Annotated in this window: 13 protein-coding genes and 1 pseudogene; 9 read left to right on the forward strand and 5 right to left on the reverse strand. The window is 70.7% G+C overall.

The window, feature by feature from the left end; all coding sequences use genetic code 11:
• Window positions 1–26: 26 nt before the first annotated feature.
• Genes ACFVT1_RS01580 through ACFVT1_RS01595 form a run of 4 tightly spaced genes read left to right on the forward strand, consistent with a single transcriptional unit; the run spans window position 27 to window position 5690 of the window.
• Entirely contained in the window at window positions 27–1574 is a 1548-nt protein-coding gene (locus ACFVT1_RS01580; RefSeq protein ID WP_389791480.1) for an APC family permease, read from the forward strand.
• Window positions 1571–3004 (forward strand): FGGY family carbohydrate kinase, encoded by a 1434-nt coding sequence (locus tag ACFVT1_RS01585; RefSeq protein WP_389791482.1) that lies wholly within the window; start codon window positions 1571–1573, stop codon window positions 3002–3004. The genes ACFVT1_RS01580 and ACFVT1_RS01585 overlap by 4 nt, the downstream gene beginning before the upstream one ends.
• Complete coding sequence (locus ACFVT1_RS01590; protein WP_389791484.1) at window positions 3001–4443, forward strand: NAD(P)/FAD-dependent oxidoreductase; 1443 nt, start codon at window positions 3001–3003, stop codon at window positions 4441–4443. The genes ACFVT1_RS01585 and ACFVT1_RS01590 overlap by 4 nt, the downstream gene beginning before the upstream one ends.
• Window positions 4443–5690 carry an NAD(P)/FAD-dependent oxidoreductase gene (locus tag ACFVT1_RS01595; protein WP_389791486.1) on the forward strand — a complete coding sequence of 416 codons (1248 nt, stop codon included), beginning with the start codon at window positions 4443–4445 and terminating at the stop codon, window positions 5688–5690. Before ACFVT1_RS01590 ends, ACFVT1_RS01595 begins: the two co-directional genes overlap by 1 nt.
• 474 nt (window positions 5691–6164) lie before the next feature.
• Here the strand turns inward: ACFVT1_RS01595 and ACFVT1_RS01600 are convergent, their stop codons facing one another.
• Complete coding sequence (locus ACFVT1_RS01600; protein WP_389791488.1) at window positions 6165–7175, reverse strand: polyprenyl synthetase family protein; 1011 nt, start codon at window positions 7173–7175, stop codon at window positions 6165–6167.
• 156 nt (window positions 7176–7331) lie between these two features.
• On the opposite strand from ACFVT1_RS01600, the gene ACFVT1_RS01605 reads away from it, so the two are divergent.
• The 5 genes and pseudogenes from ACFVT1_RS01605 to ACFVT1_RS01625 all read left to right on the forward strand — a co-directional run bounded on the left by ACFVT1_RS01605 (window position 7332) and on the right by ACFVT1_RS01625 (window position 13751).
• Complete coding sequence (locus ACFVT1_RS01605; protein ID WP_389791490.1) at window positions 7332–8831, forward strand: peptide MFS transporter; 1500 nt, start codon at window positions 7332–7334, stop codon at window positions 8829–8831.
• Between the two features lie 9 nt (window positions 8832–8840).
• Window positions 8841–10835: a CocE/NonD family hydrolase gene (locus ACFVT1_RS01610; protein WP_389791492.1), complete on the forward strand. Its 1995-nt coding sequence runs from the start codon at window positions 8841–8843 to the stop codon at window positions 10833–10835.
• Between the two features lie 190 nt (window positions 10836–11025).
• Window positions 11026–12255: a fumarylacetoacetase gene (gene fahA / locus ACFVT1_RS01615; protein ID WP_389791494.1), complete on the forward strand. Its 1230-nt coding sequence runs from the start codon at window positions 11026–11028 to the stop codon at window positions 12253–12255.
• Window positions 12252–12944: a GPP34 family phosphoprotein gene (locus ACFVT1_RS01620; RefSeq protein ID WP_389791496.1), complete on the forward strand. Its 693-nt coding sequence runs from the start codon at window positions 12252–12254 to the stop codon at window positions 12942–12944. The genes fahA and ACFVT1_RS01620 overlap by 4 nt, the downstream gene beginning before the upstream one ends.
• Window positions 12945–13122: 178 nt before the next feature.
• Window positions 13123–13751 (forward strand): annotated as a pseudogene (locus tag ACFVT1_RS01625) (Uma2 family endonuclease).
• Between the two features lie 27 nt (window positions 13752–13778).
• Here the strand turns inward: ACFVT1_RS01625 and recQ are convergent.
• The 4 genes from recQ to nuoL all read right to left on the reverse strand — a co-directional run bounded on the left by recQ (window position 13779) and on the right by nuoL (window position 21168).
• The gene (gene recQ / locus ACFVT1_RS01630) at window positions 13779–15875 is read right to left on the reverse strand and encodes a DNA helicase RecQ (RefSeq protein WP_389791498.1); all 2097 of its coding nucleotides are present in this window, start codon (window positions 15873–15875) and stop codon (window positions 13779–13781) included.
• Between the two features lie 159 nt (window positions 15876–16034).
• Entirely contained in the window at window positions 16035–17699 is a 1665-nt protein-coding gene (nuoN, locus tag ACFVT1_RS01635; RefSeq protein WP_389791500.1) for an NADH-quinone oxidoreductase subunit NuoN, read from the reverse strand.
• On the reverse strand, window positions 17696–19267 hold the full coding sequence (locus tag ACFVT1_RS01640) for an NADH-quinone oxidoreductase subunit M (RefSeq protein WP_389791502.1): 1572 nt from the start codon (window positions 19265–19267) through the stop codon (window positions 17696–17698). Before ACFVT1_RS01640 ends, nuoN begins: the two co-directional genes overlap by 4 nt.
• Before the next feature lie 5 nt (window positions 19268–19272).
• The gene (gene nuoL, locus ACFVT1_RS01645) at window positions 19273–21168 is read right to left on the reverse strand and encodes an NADH-quinone oxidoreductase subunit L (protein WP_389791504.1); all 1896 of its coding nucleotides are present in this window, start codon (window positions 21166–21168) and stop codon (window positions 19273–19275) included.
• Window positions 21169–21178 lie beyond the last annotated feature (10 nt).

Genomic DNA, 21178 nt, shown 5'->3' on the forward strand with positions numbered 1-21178 from the left:
GTAGTTTCCGAAAGGACAGCAGTGCCATGGTCACGACCAACACCGATGTCGTACAGGGTGACGACCCATCATCCACAACGGGCTCCGGCTACAAGCAGGAGATGCGCCGGGAGCTGAGCCGGTACGCCTCCTTCGCCATGGCCTTCGGCTTCGTCTCGATCGCCACGGGCATCTTCACCACCTACGGCTCCGTGCTGAATAGCTCGGGCCCGCGCGGCATCTTCGCCTGGCCGATCAGCGTCGTCGGCCAGCTCTCGGTCGCACTCGTCTTCGGCGCTCTCGCCGCCCGTATCCCCATCAACGGATACGCCTACCAGTGGGTGTCCCGACTGGTGAACCCGGTCTGGGGCTGGGTCATGGGCTGGATCTCGTTCTCCTTCCTCGGAGTCGTCGTGGTCGCGGTGGACTACACCGTCGCCGCAACGATCCTGCCGGAGCTTCTCCAGTACCGGGGGACGACCCAGAACGCCTGGGCGATCACCGCCGTGGTCATCCTGCTCCAGGCGATTCTCGTGGCCGCCTCGACGCATCTGACGCACAAGGTCAACAAGGTCGCCGTCACCGTGCAGCTCATCGGCATGATCTCGTTGACCGTGCTGCTCTTCGTCGTCGGAGCGTTCACGGGCAAGCTCGACTTCTCCACTCTGTTCAGCGCCGCGCCGGCCGCGACCGACGGCTACTACAGCCTGGGCACCGCCACCGAGGCGGGGCCGTTCGCCCTCGCGTTCCTCCTGGGCGCCTTCACCATCGTCGGGTTCGAGTCCGCGGCCAACCTCGCCGAGGAGACCAAGGACCCGGCGCGGGTGATCCCCAAGGCCATGGCCCAGGCCGTGCTCTCCCTCGGCGTCCTCGGATTCCTGTTCCTCGTAGCCATCACCGCCCTCATCGACGACCCCGCGAAGCTCGCCACGTCCGCCACCCCCGTGGCGACCGTGATCACCGCCGTGCTCGGATCGACGGTCGGCAAGGCGCTCCTGGTCCTGGTCGTGGTCTCGATCTTCTCCTGCGGTCTGGTCATCACCATGAGCGGCACCCGGCTGGTGTGGGCGATGTCCCGCGACGAGCGGTTCCCCGGCTGGCAGGCGCTGCGCAAGGTCAGCCCGTCCCGTGGCACCCCGCTGAACGCCACGCTGTTCATCTTCGTCATCGCGCAGCTGATCCTCGCCAGCTTCTCCAGCTCCACCGACGCCCTGTTCTCGCTGTTCTCCGCCGCCACTCTGCTGCCCGCGATCATCTACGCCGGCACGGTGCTCATGTACATCGTCAAGCGGAAGTCGCTGCCGCCCACGCAGGGTTTCTCCCTCGGGCGCTGGGAGATACCGGTCATCGTGGTCGCCTCCGTGTGGCTGGGATACGAACTCCTCATCTTCCGTGACCAGTCGTTCCGCGACCCCTGGCTCTACGTCCTCGTCCTCTTCGCCCTCGGGGCCGCCTACCTCGCCTATCTCCTGGTCCGGCGCGGTGTGTCCGGCATGTCGATGCCCGACATGATCAACATCGACGAAACCCTCGACGTCACCGACCCGGCGGCCCCGGGCACGGTGCACACGACCGCCAAGGAAAGCAAGCGATGAGCACCATTCTGGCCATCGACCAGGGCACCTCCGGTACGAAGGCAATCGTGGTGGACGAGCGGGGCGAGACCATCGCCATCGCCGAGGAGGAGTTGCGGCCGGTCTACCTCAGCGGCGGTGGCGTCGAGCAGGACCCGCAAGAACTGCTCGACTCGGTCCTCACCGCCGGACGGCGTGCCGTCGCCGCCGCAGGCAGGCCCGTCGACGCGGTCGCCCTCGCCAACCAGGGCGAAACCGTCCTGGCCTGGGACCCGCACACCGGCACCCCGCTGTCCCGGGCGATCGTCTGGCAGGACCGCAGGGCGGAGTCGATCTGCACCGCTCTGGCCGAGCACGCCCCGTGGGTGGCCCGGCGCAGCGGGCTCGTACTCGACTCGTACTTCTCGGCGCCGAAGATGGCCTGGCTGCGACAGAACGTCACCACCGAAGGAGTGGTGACGGCCACCGACACGTGGCTGGTACACCAGCTGACCGGCGAGTTCGTCACCGATGCCTCGACCGCGAGCCGATCGCTGCTGATGGACCTCGACAAGGTCTCCTGGGACCCGGAGCTGGTGGATCTGTTCGGTCTTGGCTCCGAGAGACTGCCGCGGATCGTGGGCTGCGACGAGATCATCGGCACGACCAGTGCGTTCGGACGCGAGGTGCCGGTCGCCGGCCTGGTCGTCGACCAGCAGGCAGCTCTGCTCGCCGAGGGCTGCCTGGAGCGGGGAACCGCGAAGTGCACCTACGGCACAGGCGCGTTCCTGCTGGCCAACACCGGTGACACCGCCCTGCGTTCACAGGCCGGGCTCACCTCCTCGGTGGCCTGGCGGACCGCGGCCCAGACGCCGTACTGCGTGGACGGCCAGGTGTACACCGCGGCCTCGGCCGTCCGCTGGATCCGGGACCTGGGATTCATCGGGTCTGCGAGCGATCTGGACACCGTAGCGGCGAAGGAGTCCGACGGCACCCTGTGCGTACCGGCCCTGGCGGGCCTCGCGGCACCGTGGTGGCGTCCCGACGCGACCGCCACGTTCACCGGGATGACCCTGTCCACCGGCAGGGAGCACCTGGTCCTCGCCGTGCTGCAGGGCATCGCCGCCCAGGTCGCCACCCTGTGCGGCCTGGTCGAGACCGACCTCGGTGCGCCGCTCAGCCGGCTGCGCGCGGACGGCGGGCTGACCCGCAGCCGCACCCTGATGCAGGCCCAGGCCGATCTGGCTCAGGTACCGGTGGACATCTACGCGTCCTCGCACGCCACCCCGCTCGGCGCGGCCGCGCTGGCCAGGCTGGCCCTCACCCCGGGCCTGAGCCTGGAGGAAGCCGTCGGTGACTGGAACCCGGTCACCGTCTACGAACCGGTCTGGTCGGCCGACCGGGCCGCGCACTACCGCAGTACATGGGCGGCGGCCGCCGAAGCCACCGCCCGCAAGGGAGAACTCGGATGACCGACACCACACCGCACGAGCCGGACCATGTCTACGACGTCGTCGTCATCGGCGCAGGCATCGTCGGCTCGGCGATCGCCCGCGACCTGTCCGGCCACCAGCTGTCGGTCGCGCTCGTCGAGGCACGCGACGACGTCGGCGACGGAACCAGCAAGGCGAACACCGCGATCCTGCACACCGGATTCGACGCCAAGCCGGGCACCCTGGAATCCAGGCTCGTCAAGCGCGGATACCACCTGCTGTCGGAGTACGCCCGCTCGACCGGGATCCCCGTCGAGCACACGGGCGCGATCCTCGTCGCGTGGAACGCCGAGGAGCTGGCCGCCCTGCCCGGTCTCAAGGAGAAGGCCGAGCAGAACGGTTACGACCGGTGCCAAATCGTCGGCGCAGACGAGGTCTACGAGCTGATCCCCGCCCTCGGCGACGGCGCCCTCGGCGGGCTCACGGTCCCCGACGAGTCGATCATCTGCACCTGGACCACGAACCTGGCCCTGGCCACCGACGCGAGACAGCGCGGCGCCGAGGTACTGCTCAACCATGCCGTCACCGCGGTCTCCGTGAACACCCACTCCACCACGCTGACCACCACGGGCGGCTCCGTAGAGGCCCGTTGGGTGGTCAACGCGGCGGGCCTCGGCGCCGACCGCATCGACCGGCTCTTCGGCCACGAACGGTTCACCGTCACCCCGCGCCGCGGTGAGCTGTTCGTCTTCGACAAGCTCGCCCGCCCGCTGGTCGACAAGATCGTCCTGCCGGTGCCGACGTCCCGGGGCAAGGGGGTGCTCATCTCTCCCACCATCTACGGCAACGTGATGCTGGGGCCCACCTCGGAGGACCTCACCGACCGCACCGCGACCGGGACGTCCGAGGACGGATTCGCCTTCCTGCTGGACAAGGGCGAGCGACTCATGCCCCGGCTGCTCACCGAGGAGGTGACCGCTTCCTACGCGGGGCTGCGGGCCGCCATCGACCACGGGGACTATCTCATCGAGCCCACCCCGTCGCAGCGGTACCTCCTCGTCGGCGGAATCCGCTCGACCGGGCTGACCTCCGGCATGGCCGTCGCCGAGCACGTCCACGAGGTGCTCGAAAAGGCCGGAGTCGCACTCACCGCACGCACCGAACTGCCCGGCCCTCCGCGCATGGCCAACATCGGCGAGGCGACCGTACGTCCCTACCAGGACGCCGACCGCATCGCCGCCGACCCCGAGTACGGCAGGGTCGTCTGCTTCTGCGAGCGCGTCAGCGCCGGAGAGATCCGCGACGCCTTCCAATCGCCCCTGCCCGCACGCAACCTGGAGGGCCTGCGCCGCCGGACCCGGGCCATGAACGGCCGCTGTCAGGGCTTCTTCTGCGGCGCGGCTGTCAACCGACTCCTGAACGAAAACGGTTGCGGCGGCACTGCCGCCGTGCCGGCGCGGCCCGAGGTGAACTCCTGATGACCAGCACCACACTCACACCCGATGTCCTGATCATCGGAGGCGGCCCGGCCGGGCTCACGGCCGCCGCCGCCCTCGCACCCCGCATCCGCGGCGAGGTCCTGGTGCTCGACCGGGAGAAGGACGCCGGAGGCATCCCGCGCCACAGCGACCACACCGGATACGGCCTGCGAGACCTGCGCCGGGTCATGACCGGCCCGAAGTACGCGCGCCACCTCGTCGAGCAGGCCATTTCGGCCGGGGCCACCATCCGCACCGAGACCATGGTCACCCACTGGGCGGGCGACCGGGCCGTGGAGGTCACCGGTCCGCAGGGGCGGCTGCGCGTCGAGGCCAAGGCCGTCGTGCTCGCCACCGGCGCACGCGAACGGCCCCGCGCCGCCCGGCGCATCCCGGGTGACCGGCCGCAGGGCGTCTACACCACCGGACAACTGCAGAACGCCGTCCACCTCCACCACAGCGCTGTCGGCAGCCGGGCCGTCATCGTCGGAGGGGAACTGGTCAGCTGGTCCGCCGCCGTCACCCTTCGCGAAGCCGGCTGCGTCACCGAACTGATGGTCAGCCAGTACCCCAGGACGGAGTCGTACGCCGCTTTCAACGTCGCCGGCCGCACGCTGCTGCGCGTGCCCGTCGCCAATCGCAGCCGGGTCACCCGCGTCATCGGCAAGGGACGGGTCGAGGCCGTGGAGATCGAGAATCTCGACACCCTCGCCCGGCGCACCGTCGCCTGCGACACCGTGGTCTTCACCGGGGACTGGATCCCCGACAACGAACTCGTCCGCAGCGGCGGACTCGACCTGGACCCGGGAACCCTCGGCCCGCTGACCGACACTGCCCTGCGGACCAGCCGCCCCGGCGTCTTCGCCGCGGGCAACCTCCTGCACCCGGTCGACACCGCCGACGTCGCGGCCCTCGACGGCCTGCACGTCGCGGACCAGGTCGAGGCATGGCTGACCGGGACCGGCGAGCCTGCCCCGGGCCTGCGCATCCTCGCCGATGCGCCGCTGCGCTGGGTGGCACCGGGGCTGCTTCGCCCGGGTGACCCTGCTCCCCCGCGTGGGCGCCTGCTGCTGTGGACGGACCGGTCCATCCGGTTCCCGCACGTCGTCGTCCGTCAGAACGGGCGGGTCGTCTCGGAACGGACCCTGCCGTGGCCCGCCGCGCCCGGCCGTGTCTTCCGCGTGCCGTGGTCCGTGATGAAGGGCCTCAGCCCCCAGGGCGGCCCGGTCACCATCGGCCTGCGCTGACGAGCGGCCCGCACCCGGAGGACGAACGTGTCCCGGGTGCGGGCCGGTCGCGGTGGAGCCCCGGGGATCTGCGGGTGATCGGCGGCCAGGACCGCGTACGTCCTTGACGCGCCCGGGACGGCGGCCCTCGCAGTCCCCGGTGCGTGCGCCATGCCTCGGTCAACGGCAGGAAGTCCCGCCGGGCCGAGGCACGGCCATGCCCGGGATACGGCGCCGGGGGCGCCCTCTTTCCGCGTGGTCACGTCCTCGGCGCCTGCCAGGCGCCGGCGCCGAGCCGGGTGGAGCGCCACTTCCCGAACCCGGCGGGGGCCACAAGCACGTCCCGGCCGCGCCCCGGGGCCGGTCGGGCCGCTTTCGACGCCTCCGCCCGGTGAGCAAGGCGTTCGGCCCCGGCGCCCGCCCGATCACCGCGAGGGCGGTGCACAGCAGCGGGGACGGGATCAGCCCGCCCGGTGCACAGCAGCGGGGACGGGCTCAGCCCGCCCGGTGCACCACCGCGTCGCACATCTCCTCCAGCGCGGCCTTCGCGTAGCACTCGGGCAGCGGCGCCAGCGTCGCGCGGGCCTCCTCCGCGTACCGGACGGTGTCCCGCCGCGCCTGGTCCAGCGCCGGGTGGGCACGCAGCCTGCGCAGCACCTCGGCGTGCCGGGCGTCGTCGCTCAGGTCGCCGTCGAGCAGCTCGACGAGTTCCAGGTCGTCCGGCTTGCCGTCGGCCGCCGCCTGGGCCCGCAGATGGAGCACGGGGAGCGTCGGGATGCCTTCGCGCAGGTCGGTGCCGGGGGTCTTGCCGGACTCGTGGGAGTCGGAGGCGATGTCGAGTACGTCGTCGGCGAGCTGGAAGGCGACGCCGAGCCGCTCCCCGTACTGGGTGAGGATGTCGACGGCCGACTCGTCCGCACCGGCCATCATCGCGCCGAACCGGCAGGCCACGGCGATCAGCGAGCCGGTCTTGCCGCGCATCACGTCGAGGTAGTGCTCGACCGGGTCGCGCCCGTCGCCCGGACCCGCCGTCTCCAGGATCTGGCCGGTGACCAGGCGCTCGAACGCCTCCGCCTGGATGCGTACAGCCTCCGGACCGAGATCGGCCAGTATGTGCGAGGCGCGGGCGAAGAGGAAGTCGCCGGTCAGGACGGCCACCGAGTTGCCCCAGCGGGTGTTGGCGCTGTCGACGCCGCGGCGTACGTCCGCCTCGTCCATCACGTCGTCGTGGTAGAGCGTCGCGAGATGCGTCAGTTCGACGACGACGGCCGCGGGCACGACACCGGGCGTGTCGGGGTCGCCGAACTGGGCGGCCAGCATGGCCAGCAGCGGCCGGAAGCGCTTGCCCCCGGCGCGCACGAGATGCTGCGCGGCCTCCGTGATGAAGGGCACGCCGCTCTTGGTGGCATCGAGCAGCCCCGACTCGACAGCAGCCAAACCGGCCTGGACATCGGCCTCAAGAGCGTGGTCCCGCACGCTCAGTCCGAACGGCCCGACGACGGTCACGAGGGGATCTCCTGTCTGCTGACGATCACACGGAATGTCGATGTGTCGCTGTCATCACTCAAGTCAGCGTATCCGGTCCCCTTTGGATCACCGTGGGCGCCTTCCCGCCACCGCCGGTATGTTCGAGATCAGCTCATACGATCAGGAGTTCTCCCTTTGTCCCACACGGCCACCGACACCGAACCGACCCAGCCGCCGCCCGGCGACGACCATGCCTTTTTCGGCCAACCACGGGGCCTGATGACCTTGTCGGGTCTGGAGGTCTGGGAACGGTTCTCGTTCCTCGGCATGCAGGCGATCCTGGTCCTCTACTTCGCCGACACCGTCGCCCGCGGCGGCATGGGCATGGAGGCGGGCACCGCGGCGTCCGTCTCGGCCGCCTACGGCACCCTCGTCTACCTGGTCTCCGTGGCCGGCGGCTGGCTGGCCGACCGGATCCTCGGCTCGTACCGCGCCGTCCTGTACGGCGGAATCCTCATCGCGTGCGGGCACTACGCCATGGCGGTGCCCACCGACGCCATGACGTGGGCCGGCCTCGGTCTGATCAGCGCCGGAACCGGTCTGCTCAAGCCCAATGTGGCGACCATGGTCGGCAAGCTCTACCGCACCGACGACGAGCGCCGCGACGCCGGCTTCGCGCTCTACTACATGGGCATCAACATCGGGGCGTTCCTCGGCCCGCTGGTCACCGGCTGGCTCGGGGACCACGCGAGCTGGCACTGGGGCTTCTCTGCCGCCGCCTTCGGCATGACGCTCGGCCTGATCCAGTACGTACTGGGCCGGCGTCACCTGGCCGGCCGAAAGCACAGCGCCGAATTCGCGCTGGCGCCCGAGCCGATGCGCCGCGCCGTCCGGCTCATCGCGGCCGGCGCCGTCGTGGTCGCCGCCGCCGCCACCGCGCTGGCCCTGGCCGGCTGGCTGACCATGAACCGCTTCGTCGACCTGCTCACCCTCATCTCGGTGATCGCACCGGTCGTGTACTTCGCGGTGATGTTCCGCAGCCCGCGCGTCACCGGCGAGGAGCGCGGCAGGCTGCGCCCGTACGTGGTGCTGTTCCTGGCCTCCGTCGTCTTCAACTTCATCCTCTTCCAGGCGTACTCGACGATGATCCTGCTCGCGTCGACCAACGCCCGTACCGAGATCCTCGGCTTCCACTTCCCGGCGAGCTGGTACGCCTCCGCGCTCGGCGCCTTCGAGGTCGCCCTCGCCCCGGTGGTCGCCGCCGTCTGGGCCCGGATGGGCCCGCGTCAGCCGCACGCCTCCAACAAGATCGCGATCGGGGTGATCCTCGGCGGACTGTCCTTCCTGCTGATGGTGCTGCCGACCTCCGGGCACTCCGGCGACACCTACAAGATGGCCGCCTGGTGGATCGTCGGCTCGTATCTGCTGCTCGGCCTCGGCGACATCCTGCTGGAGACCTCCGGCATGTCCGCGACCACGAAGCTCGCGCCCAAGGCGTTCGCCAGCCAGACGATGGCGCTCTGGTTCCTCTCGCTGGCCCTCGCCAACGGCATCCAGGCCCAAGTCGTGAAGCTGTACGGCGAGGTGTCCAACCCCGCCTACTTCGGTGTCAATGGCGCGATCGCGGTGGTGGCCGGTGTGGCCGTCATCGCCGCCGCACCCTGGCTCAAGCGCACCATGCACCCCGTCCACTGAGGTACCGCCATGCACATCCGCACCACGTATCCGTATGACACCACCCATGAGGACGTCCGCATCCCGCTGCCGGACGGCACCCGGCTGTACGCCCGGATCTGGCGCCCCCTCACCGACGAACCCGTCCCCGCGCTCCTCGAATACCTGCCGTACCGGCTGAGCGACTGGACGGCGCCGCGCGACTGGCAGCGCCACCCCTGGTACGCGGGCCACGGCTACGCCTCCGTCCGGGTGGACGTGCGCGGGCACGGCAACAGCGAGGGCCTGCCGGGCGACGAGTACGACGCGACGGAGCTGGCCGACGGGGTCGCCGTCGTCCACTGGCTGGCCGAGCAGGAGTGGTGCTCCGGGCGGGTCGGCATGTTCGGCATCTCCTGGGGCGGCTTCAACTCGCTCCAGATCGCGGCACTGGCCCCCGAGCCGCTGAAGGCGATCGTCACCGTCTGCTCGACCGACGACCGCTACGACAACGACGTCCACTACATGGGCGGCTCGGTCCTCGCCGTCGACATGCACGCCTGGGCGGCCACCATGCTGGCCTTCGTCTGCCGGCCGCCGGACCCGGCACAGGTCGGCGAGGGGTGGAAGGACATGTGGCTGAAACGGCTCGAAACGGTCGACCCGTTCATCCACACCTGGCTGGCGCACCAGACCCGCGACGACTACTGGAAGCACGGCAGCGTCTGCGAGGACTACTCCGCGATCCGGGCGAACGTCCTCGCGGTGGGCGGCTGGCACGACCCGTACCGCGACACCGTCCTGCGGCTCGTCGAGCACCTCGCCCCGGACCGGGTCCGCGGGCTGATCGGCCCCTGGTCGCACCAGTACCCCGACCGCGGCCTGCCACCGGGCCCGGCGATCGGCTTCCTCCAGGAGACGCTGCGCTGGTGGGACCAGCACCTGAAGGACAAGGACACCGGCGTGATGGCCGAACCGCTGCTGCGGTCCTGGATCAGCGAGTCGCACCGCCCCGCCACGGTCTACGAGACGCTGCCCGGCCGCTGGGTCGGCGACACCGCCTGGCCGTCCCCGAACGTCTCGACCGTCGCGTACGCCCTCCAGGGCGGCCCGCAGATCGTCGACTCGCCGCAGCAGACGGGGCTGGACGCCGGGCGCTTCTTCCCGTTCGGCAACGACGCCGACCTGCCGCCCGACCAGCGCGACGAGGACGCCAAGTCGGTCTGCTTCGAGTTCCCGGTCGAGGACGCCCCGATCGAGATCCTGGGCCGCCCCCGGGTCACGCTGCGCCTGCGGATGGACGTGAAGCGCGGCCAGGCGATCGCCCGGCTCTGCGACGTGGCGCCGGACGGCTCCTCCACCCTGGTCACCCGCGGCGTGCTCAACCTCTCCGCCCGGCACGGCCGCGACCGCGCGGACGACTGGCCGGTGGGCCGGTACGAGGACGTGGTCTTCGACCTGAACGGCATCGGGCACACCTTCCCGCCCGGCCACCGGATCAGGCTCGCGGTCTCGTCCTCGTACTGGCCGTGGATCTGGCCGCAGGCCGGGTCGGTGGGCTTCACCCTCGACGCCGACGGCAGCTTCGTCGAACTGCCGGTGCGCCGGCACACCGAGGACCCCGCGATCCGGTTCGAGGAACCGGAGCAGTCCGAGCCGCTCGGCGTCGTCCACCCCGTGTCCCTCGACGAACAGCGCCCCGAGCGGCTGGTGGTCCGCGATGTCGCCGAGGGCGAATGGCGGCTGGAGGTCGACCCCCGCTACGGCGGCACCCGCGTCTACCCGGACGGCCTCGAATTCACCGAGGACGCCCTGGAGACGTACACGATCCAGGAGGACGACCCGCTCTCCGCACGCACCCGCTCCGACTGGGCGATCCGGCTGCACCGGCCGGAGATGGCGTGGGACGTCCGGATCGAGACCCGCTCCGAGATCAGTGCGGACGACACCGACTTCATCACCTCCAACGAGGTGGTGTGCAAGGACGGCGGCGAGGTCGTCTTCCACCGCACCTGGGAGAAGCGGATCCCCCGCACGGCGGGCTGAGCGGGCCCGGCAGCGGGCAGCGCGACGCCGCGCGGCCCGCTGCCGGGCCCGCTGAACCGCCGCCGTGCCCCCGCACACCGGGGGCACGGCGGAACTTTCCGGGCATCAGGAGCAGTTGGGACACTCCCGCGGGGCAGGGGCACCGACGTAACGTGTCCCCCAAGCGACCTGGAAAGCGAGGCAGCAACACATGCCCGAGCAGAGCAGCCCGCTCGATCTGGCCGAGGGCGACCCCTTCGGTCCACACAACCTTCCCTACGGCGTGTTCTCCACCCCCGACCGCCCCGAGGACCGCCGGGTCGGCGTCCGCATCGGCAGCCACGTACTGGATGCCGGAGCCGCGGCGCACGCACTCGGCTCGCCCTACGCGCAGCTCCTCGCCCAGCCGGACCTGACCGCGCTGCTGGCCGCGGGCCGCACCGCCTGGCGGGACGTCCGACGGGCCCTGACCGCCTGGGTGACCGTCCCGGGGCACCGCGCGGACATCGAACCGCTGCTGCATCCGGTCGAGTCCGTGACACTCCATCTGCCGTACAGGGTCGCGGACTACGTCGACTTCTACGCGAGCGAGCACCACGCCACCAACGTGGGACAGATCTTCCGGCCGAACGGTGACGCGCTGACGCCCAACTGGAAGCACCTCCCGATCGGCTACCACGGCAGGTCCGGCACCGTCGTCGTCTCCGGCACCGACGTGGTCCGTCCGTCCGGCCAGCGCAAGGCGCCCACCGACGCGGCCCCCGTCTTCGGCCCGTCCGTCAAGCTCGACATCGAGGCCGAGGTCGGCTTCGTCGTCGGAGTCGGCTCCGAGCAGGGCCGCCCGGTCCCGCTCGGCGACTTCCGCGACCACGTCTTCGGGCTCTCGCTGCTCAACGACTGGTCGGCGCGGGACATCCAGGCGTGGGAGTACGTCCCCCTCGGGCCGTTCCTCGGCAAGTCCTTCGCCACGTCCGTATCGGCGTGGGTGACCCCGCTGGAGGCCCTGGAGGCGGCCCGGATCGCGCCCCCGGCCCGCGACTTCCCGCTGCTCCCCTACCTGGAGGACGCGGGTGAGGACGAGGCCGGCGGGCTCGACCTGCGGATCTCCGTCGCGATCAACGGCCGGCCGGTCGCCGAGCCGCCGTTCGCCACCATGTACTGGACGGCGGCCCAGATGCTGGCCCAGATGACGGTGAACGGCGCCTCCCTGCGCACCGGCGACCTCTACGGCTCCGGCACCGTCAGCGGCGCCGAGCCCGGACAGCGCGGCTCGCTCCTGGAGCTCACCTGGAACGGCCGCGACCCGCTGGACCTCCCGGACGGCAAGCGGGCCTTCCTGGAGGACGGCGACACCGTGACGATGACGGCCTGGGCACCGGGGCCGGACGGCACCCGGGTCGGCCTCGGCGAGGTCACGGGACGGATCGTGCCCGCGTCGTGAACCCCGCTCCCCCGGAGCCCACGCTCCCCGAGGAACTGCTCCTGCTCGCACTGGACCCGCAGCGCGGCAAGCCGTACTGCCGAAACCGCTTCCTGGAGTACGGGGTCGCGGGCGCGGTCCTCGCGGAGCTGGAGCTCCACGGCCGGATCGCCGAACAGCACGGCCGGATACGGGTGATCAGCCAGCTCGCTCCCCAGGACCCGCTTCTCGCGCAGGTCCTGGGGAGCCTGCCGGCCCCGGACCGGGGCGGGCTCGCGGGCGGCATCGGCGCGAAGCAGTGGGTCCGGCGGACCGGCCGGACCGTCGAGGAGCTGTGCCTGGAGCATCTGGTGGGCCGTTCGGTCCTGCGCAGGGAGACCCACCGGTTCCTCGGCCTGCTGCCCCACCACCGCCACCCGGCGGCGGACCCGGCCCTGCCGGCCGCGGCCCGGGAGCGCTTCGCGGCCGCCGAGGCGGCCGGCTTCCCGGACCGGCGCGGCCGCGTCCTGGCCGCGCTGGTCTCGGCGACCGGCCTGTCGGGCGCGGTGGCCCGGGGCGGCTGGAGAAGCCGTTCGGCCATGCGCGACCTGGTGCGCGACGAGTGGACCGCGTACGCGGTGCACCGGAACGTACGCCAGGACAAGGCGAACCGGACCGGCGGGGGCTTCGGCAGCACCGGCAGCACCGGCAGCGGGGGCGACGGGGACTGACGGGGACTGACGGAAACGAGGCCGGGGCCGACGGGGGACGGGGCCGACCGGGTCCGGCCGGGCAAGAAACCGAACCGGTCAGCCGTGTGCAGGTCGCTCACACGTTTGGGGGAGCCGTACCCCGTTCCCGGCCGATACGCTGGATTCTCCCGCGAGACTCTGCGTCATGGGAGCACTGATGAGCATCGAACCCGGGGCCCCCGAGCCGCGGTGGGCGGTTCCGCCCGTGGGCGGCTGGACCGCCGATGACCTGGACACACTCCCGAATCTGCCTCCGCACACGGAGCTGATCGACGGGAGCCTTGTTTTCGTGGGTCCGCAGACCCTGTTCCATTCACGGGCGGTCAGCTTCTTCGAATGGCAGCTGCAGTCGCTGGTGCCGCCCGACCTTGAGGTCGTGCGCGAGTTCACCATCGACATCGACCGCTACAACCGGCCCGAACCCGATGTGATCGTCCCGAACCCGATGTGATCGTCGTGGACGGCGAGATCATCCAGGACCCGAACCAGACTCGCTTCCCCGCCGAGTCCGTACGGCTGGCGATCGAGGTCGTCTCCCCTGAGTCCCTGACCCGGGACCGGGAGACCAAGCCCGTGAAGTACGCGCGGGCCAAGATCCCGCACTTCTGGCGGGTCGAGAATCACGGCGGCCGGGCCGTCGTCTACGTCTTCGAGCTGGAACCCGCCACCGGTGCCTACACCTCCACCGGCATCTTCCACGACCGGATGAAGGTCGCCGTGCCCTTCCCGGCCGACCTCGACCTCACCGCGATCACCCCGCGCCGCCGGGCAGCGGCCCCGGAGTAGCTCCGGCGCCGCCACCGGTCCCCGCGCTCACTCGTACTCGGGCGGTTCCTCGTCCCAGCCGAACTCCGGATCGGCGTCGGGGACCGCCACGCGTGCGGCCGGACCCGGGGCGGGCGCCTGGGCCACCGGGACCGGGACGGGCGCCTGGGCCACCGGGACCGGGACGGGCTCCTGAGCCGCCGAGGCCGGAGCGGACGCCTGAGCCGCCGAGGCCGGGGCGGCGGGGACCGCCGCAGGAGCGGGCTCCGGGCCCGCCGCGACGTCCCCGAACGGCGCGAGCACCTCCAGCACCCCCTCCCCGTACGTCGCCAGTTTCTTCTCGCCCAGGCCGCTGATGCCCCCCAGCGCGGCCACCGAGTCCGGCCGCGCCGTGGCGATCTCGCGCAGCGTCGCGTCGTGGAAGATGACGTACGCCGGGACGCCCTGCTCCTTCGCCTGTGCGCCGCGCCAGGCCCGCAGGGCTTCGAAGACCGGGACGGCCTCGGGGGCCAGCTCGGCGGCGGCCGTCGTGGACTTCGCCCTGCGTTCGCCCTGTGTGGAGCGCGACGCGGGCTTCGGCGCCTCCTTGCGCAGCAGCACCTCGCGCTCCCGGCCGAGCACCGCGCCGCTCTCCTCCGTCAGCACCAGCGTGCCGTACTCGCCCTCGACCGCGATCAGCCCCTGCGCGAGCAACTGCCGTACGACTCCGCGCCATTCGGCCTCGGCCAGCTCCTCGCCGATGCCGAAGACCGAGAGCTGGTCGTGGTCGAACTGGATGACCTTCGCCGTCTTGCGGCCCAGCAGGATGTCGATGATCTGGCCCGCACCGAACTTCTGCCCGCGCTCGCGCTTCAGCCGTACGACGGTCGACAGCAGCTTCTGCGCGACCACCGTGCCGTCCCAGGTCAGGGGAGGGGTCAGGCAGGTGTCGCAGTTTCCGCAGGCCGCCGCACCGGGCTCCTGGCCGAAGTACGTCAGGAGCTGGGCGCGGCGGCACTGGACCGTCTCGCACAGGGCCAGCATCGAGTCGAGGTGCGAGGCCGCGCGGCGCCGGAACGCCTCGTCGCCCTCGCCGCCCTGGATGAGCTTGCGCTGCTGGACGACGTCCTGGAGTCCGTACGCCATCCAGGCCGTGGACGGCAGCCCGTCACGCCCGGCGCGGCCGGTCTCCTGGTAGTAGCCCTCGACCGATTTCGGCAGGTCCAGGTGGGCGACGAAGCGGACGTCCGGCTTGTCGATGCCCATGCCGAAGGCGATCGTCGCGACGACGACCAGGCCCTCCTCGCGCAGGAAGCGGGACTGGTGGACGGCGCGCGTGCCCGCGTCCAGGCCGGCGTGGTACGGCACGGCCTCGATGCCGTTGCGGCAGAGGTACTCGGCCGTCTTCTCGGTCGAGTTGCGCGACAGGCAGTAGACGATGCCCGCGTCGCCGGTGTGCTCCTCCTTGAGGAAGGAGAGCAGCTGCTTCTTCGGGTCGGCCTTCGGCACGATCCGGTACTGGATGTTGGGCCGGTCGAAGCCGGCGACGAAGTGCTTCGCGTCGGGCATGCCCAGGCGCCGGGTGATCTCCTGGTGCGTCGCCTCGGTCGCGGTCGCGGTCAGGGCGATGCGCGGTACGTCGGGCCAGCGCTCGCCGAGGACGGAGAGGGCCAGGTAGTCCGGGCGGAAGTCGTGGCCCCACTGGGCCACACAGTGCGCCTCGTCGATCGCGAAGACGGAGATCTCGCCGCGGGAGAGCAGGCCGAGGGTGGTGTCCAGGCGGAGCCGCTCGGGGGCCAGGTAGAGCACGTCGAGCTCACCGGCGACGAACTGGGCCTCCATCGAGCGGCGCTCGTCGAAATCCTGCGTGGAGTTGATGAAGCCGGCCCGCACACCGAGCGCCCGCAACGCGTCCACCTGGTCCTGCATCAGGGCGATCAGGGGCGAGATGACGATGCCTGTACCGGCTCTGACCAGGGCCGGGATCTGGTAGCAGAGGGATTTTCCGCCGCCGGTCGGCATGAGCACGACGGCGTCCCCGCCCGCCACCACATGGTCGACGACCGCTTCCTGCTCGCCGCGGAACGCCTCGTACCCGAACACCTTGTGCAGCGTCCGCCGCGCGTCGCTCTCGGTCGCGTCCATGGTCTCGCCCGTCACGCTCATCGCTCTGTCTCCCGAGATCCCGGGTCCGTCCCGGGACTGTCCCGTTCCGTTTCCGTCCTGCCGCCGTCCCCTGCCACGATAGGCGCCGCATACGACAACGCCGGACGGGCTTGACTTCTCAAGCCCGTCCGGCGGGGTCCCAGCCGTGTGGCGTGTGCGCTACCTCACGAAGACTCCGGCCTGGCTCGCCAGGTCCAGGAAGTACTGCGGGGCCAGGCCCAGCACCAGCGTGACCGCGACACCCACCGCGATCGTCGTCATCGTCAGCGGGGACGGGACGGCGACCGTCGGGCCGTCGGCCTTCGGCTCGCTGAAGAACATCAGCACGATGACCCGGATGTAGAAGAACGCGGCGATCGCCGACGAGATCACACCGACCACGACCAGGCCGACCGCGCCGCCGTCCGCCGCGGCCTTGAACACGGCGAACTTCCCGGAGAACCCGGAGGTGAGCGGGATACCGGCGAAGGCCAGCAGGAACACCGCGAAGACCGCGGCGACCAGCGGCGAGCGCCGGCCGAGCCCCGCCCACTTCGACAGATGCGTCGCCTCGCCGCCCGCGTCGCGCACCAGGGTGACGACGGCGAACGCGCCGACCGTCACGAAGGAGTAGGCACCGAGGTAGAAGAGGACCGACGAGATGCCCTCCGGGGTGGTCGCGATGACACCGGCGAGGATGAAGCCGGCGTGGGCGATCGAGGAGTAGGCGAGCAGCCGCTTGATGTCGGTCTGGGTGATGGCGACGACCGCGCCGCCCAGCATCGTGACGATCGCGACCGCCCACATGACGGGGCGCCAGTCCCAGGCGAGGCCCGGCAGGACCACGTACAGCAGGCGCAGCAGCGCACCGAACGCGGCGACCTTGGTGGCCGCGGCCATGAAGCCGGTGACCGGGGTCGGGGCGCCCTGGTAGACGTCCGGGGTCCACATGTGGAACGGGACGGCACCGACCTTGAAGAGCAGACCGGTCAGGATCATCGCGCCGCCGATCAGCAGCAGCGCGTCGTTGCCCATGGTGTCGGCGAGCGCCGGGTCGATCTTCGTGACCGAGCCGTCGACCACGTTCGCGAGGGTGGCGTACGAGACGGAGCCCGCGTACCCGTACAGCAGGGCGATCCCGAAGAGCAGGAACGCCGACGAGAAGGCGCCGAGCAGGAAGTACTTCACCGCCGCCTCCTGCGACATCAGCCGCTTGCGGCGGGCGACGGCGCACAGGAGGTAGAGCGGGAGGGAGAAGACCTCCAGGGCCACGAAGAGCGTCAGCAGGTCGTTGGCCGCCGGGAAGACCAGCATGCCGGCCACCGAGAAGAGGACCAGCGGGAAGACCTCGGTGGTGGTGAACCCGGCCTTGACCGCGGCCTTCTCGCTGTCGCTGCCGGGGACCGAGGCGGCCTGTGCGGCGAAGGAGTCGACGTGGTTGCCGTGCGCGGCGGGGTCGAGCCGGCGCTCGGCGAAGGTGAAGACGGCGACCAGTGAGGTCAGCAGGATGGTGCCCTGCAGGAACAGCGTCGGGCCGTCGATCGCGAGGGCGCCCATCGCGGCGATGTGCGCCTTCGTCGTGCCGTATCCCCCGGCCGCCAGGCCGACCACCGCGGCGAACGCGGCGGCGAGGGCGACGACCGTCAGGAAGACCTGCGTGTAGTAGCGGGCCCGGCGCGGCACGAAGGCCTCGACGAGTACACCCACGACGGCGACACCGATCACGATGAGGACCGGGGTCAGCTGGGTGTACTCGATGACCGGTGCCTTGAACTTCTCGGCCGGGGCCGCCGATGCCACCCCGCCCGCCGTCGTCCACAGGCTGTGGACAGCTGTTGCGCTCACTTGGCGGCCTCCACCTCAGGCTGGGGGTCCTTCTTCTGGACGTCCGACATGGTGTGCTGCACCGCCGGATTGACGATCTCCGTCAGCGGCTTCGGATAGACACCCAGGAAGAGCAGCAGCGCGATCAGCGGCAGGACCACCACCAGCTCCCGGACCTTGAGGTCCGCCATGCCCTGGACCTCGGCCTTCACCGGGCCCGTCATCGTCCGCTGGTAGAGGACGAGGACGTACAGGGCGGCGAGCACGATGCCGGTCGTGGCGACGATGCCCGCCGCCGGATACGCGCTGAACGTGCCGACCAGGACCAGGAATTCGCTGACGAACGGCGCGAGTCCGGGCAGCGACAGGGTGGCCAGACCGCCGATCAGGAAGGTGCCGGCCAGGACGGGCGCCACCTTCTGCACCCCGCCGTAGTCGGCGATGAGCCGCGAACCGCGCCGGGTGATCAGGAAGCCCGCCACCAGCATCAGCGCGGCGGTCGAGATCCCGTGGTTGACCATGTAGAGCGTGGCGCCCGACTGGCCCTGGCTCGTCATCGCGAAGATGCCGAGGATGATGAAGCCGAAGTGCGAGATCGACGCGTAGGCGATCAGCCGCTTGATGTCGCGCTGGCCGACGGCGAGCAGCGCCCCGTACACGATGCTGATCAGCGCCAGGACGATGATCACCGGCGTCGCCCACTTGCTGGCCTCGGGGAAGAGCTGGAGGCAGAAGCGGAGCATCGCGAATGTGCCGACCTTGTCGACGACCGCGGTGATCAGGACGGCGACCGGGGAGGTCGCCTCGCCCATCGCGTTGGGCAGCCAGGTGTGCAGCGGCCACAGCGGGGCCTTCACCGCGAAGGCGAAGAAGAACCCGAGGAAGAGCCAGCGCTCGGTGCCGGTCGCCATGGAGAGCGAGCCATTGGCCCGGGCCTCGGCGATCTCGGAGAGCGAGAACGTCCCCGCGACCACGTACAGCCCGATGACCGCGGCCAGCATGATGAGGCCGCCGACCAGGTTGTAGAGGAGGAACTTCACGGCGGCGTACGAGCGTTGCGCCGCCGCGTTCTCGTCGCTGCCGGTGTGCGCCCGGTCCCCGAAGCCGCCGATGAGGAAGTACATCGGGATGAGCATGGCCTCGAAGAGGATGTAGAAGAGGAAGACGTCGGTGGCCTCGAAGGAGAGGATCACCATCGCCTCGACCATCAGGATCAGGGCGAAGAAGCCCTGCGTCGGGCGCCAGCGCGAGGACTTGGTCTCCAGGGGGTCGGCGTCGTGCCAGCCGGCCAGGATGACGAAGGGGATCAGCAGGGCAGTGAGCGCCATGAGCGCCACCCCGATGCCGTCCACGCCCAGTTCGTACCGGACGCCGAAGTCCTTGATCCAGGCGTGCGATTCGGTGAGCTGGTAGCGGGCGCCGCCGGGCTCGAAGCGGGCGAGCGCGATGCCCGCCAGGACGAGTGTGGCCAGCGAGAAGAGCAGCGCCAGCCATTTGGCCGCGGTGCGCCGCGCGGCGGGGACGGCGGCGGTGGCGATCGCACCGATCGCCGGGAGCGCCGCCGTCGCTGTCAGGAGGGGAAAGGACATCGTGATCAGACCGCCCTCATCAGCAGGGTCGCGGCGATGAGAACCGCCGTACCGCCGAACATCGAGACCGCGTAGGAGCGGGCGTAGCCGTTCTGCAGCTTGCGCAGCCGGCCGGAGAGCCCGCCCATCGAGGCGGCCGTGCCGTTGACGACGCCGTCGACCAGGGTGTGGTCGACGTACACCAGGGAGCGGGTGAGGTGCTCGCCGCCGCGGACCAGGACCACGTGGTTGAAGTCGTCCTGGAGGAGATCGCGGCGGGCGGCCCGGGTGAGCAGCGAGCCGCGCGGGGCGACGACCGGTACCGGCTTGCGTCCGTACATCGCCCAGGCGATCGCGACCCCGGCGACGAGCACCACCATGGTGGCGGCGGTGACGGTCGTGGCGCTGACCGGGGCGTGGCCGTGGCTGTGTCCGGTGACCGGCTCCAGCCAGTTCAGGAAGCGGTCGCCGATGGAGAAGAGGCCTCCGGCGAAGACCGAGCCGAACGCCAGGATGATCATGGGGATGGTCATCGACTTCGGGGACTCGTGCGGATGCGGCTCGTGGCCCTCCGCGTCCGGCTGCCAGCGCTTCTCGCCGAAGAACGTCAGCAGCATCACGCGCGTCATGTAGAACGCGGTGATCGCGGCGCCCAGCAGGGCCACCGAGCCGAGGATCCAGCCCTCGGTGCCGCCCTTGGCGAAGGCCGCCTCGATGATCTTGTCCTTGGAGAAGAAGCCGGACAGGCCGGGGAAGCCGATGATCGCCAGATAGCCGAGGCCGAACGTGACGAAGGTGACCGGCATGTACTTCCGCAGGCCGCCGAACTTCCGCATGTCGACCTCGTCGTTCATGCCGTGCATGACCGAACCGGCGCCGAGGAAGAGCCCGGCCTTGAAGAAGCCGTGCGTCACCAGGTGCATGATCGCGAAGACGTAGCCGATCGGGCCGAGCCCGGCGGCCAGGATCATGTAGCCGATCTGCGACATCGTCGACCCGGCGAGGGCCTTCTTGATGTCGTCCTTCGCGCAACCGACGATCGCACCGAAGAGCAGCGTGACCGCGCCGACGACCACGACGGCCAGCTGTGCGTCCGGCGCGGCGTTGAAGATCGCGCCGGACCGGACGATGAGGTAGACCCCCGCCGTCACCATGGTCGCCGCGTGGATGAGGGCCGAGACCGGGGTCGGGCCCTCCATCGCGTCACCGAGCCAGGACTGCAGCGGCACCTGGGCCGACTTGCCGCAGGCCGCGAGCAGCAGCATCAGGCCGATCGCCGTCAGCTTGCCCTCGCTCGTCTCCCCGGTCGCCCCCAGGACGGGACCGAAGGCGAACGTGCCGAACGTGGTGAACATCAGCATGATCGCGATCGACAGGCCCATGTCACCGACCCGGTTGACCAGGAACGCCTTCTTGGCGGCCGTGGCCGCGCTGGGCTTGTGCTGCCAGAAACCGATCAGCAGGTACGACGCCAGACCGACGCCCTCCCACCCGACGTACAGCAGCAGGTAGTTGTCCGCGATGACCAGGATCAGCATCGCCGCGAGGAACAGGTTCAGATAGCCGAAGAAGCGGCGCCGGCGCTCGTCGTGCTCCATGTAGCCGATCGAGTAGATGTGGATCAGGGTGCCCACACCGGTGATCAGCAGCACGAACGTCATCGACAACTGGTCGAGCTGGAAGGCCACATCGGCCTGGAAGCCCTCGACCGGAATCCAGCTGAACAGCTTCTGGTGCAGCGCCCGGTCCTCCGCGCCCTTCCCGAGCATGTCGAGGAAGAGCACGACACCGATGACGAACGACCCGGCGGCGAGCAGGGTACCGAGCCAGTGTCCAGACCGGTCCAGCCGCCGGCCGCCGCAGAGCAGGACCGCCGCTCCGAGCAGAGGCGCCGCGACGAGCAGCGCAATCAGGTTCTCCACGATTCAACGT

Source organism: Streptomyces sp. NPDC057963, assembly GCF_042887155.1.
Lineage (GTDB): Bacteria > Actinomycetota > Actinomycetes > Streptomycetales > Streptomycetaceae > Streptomyces.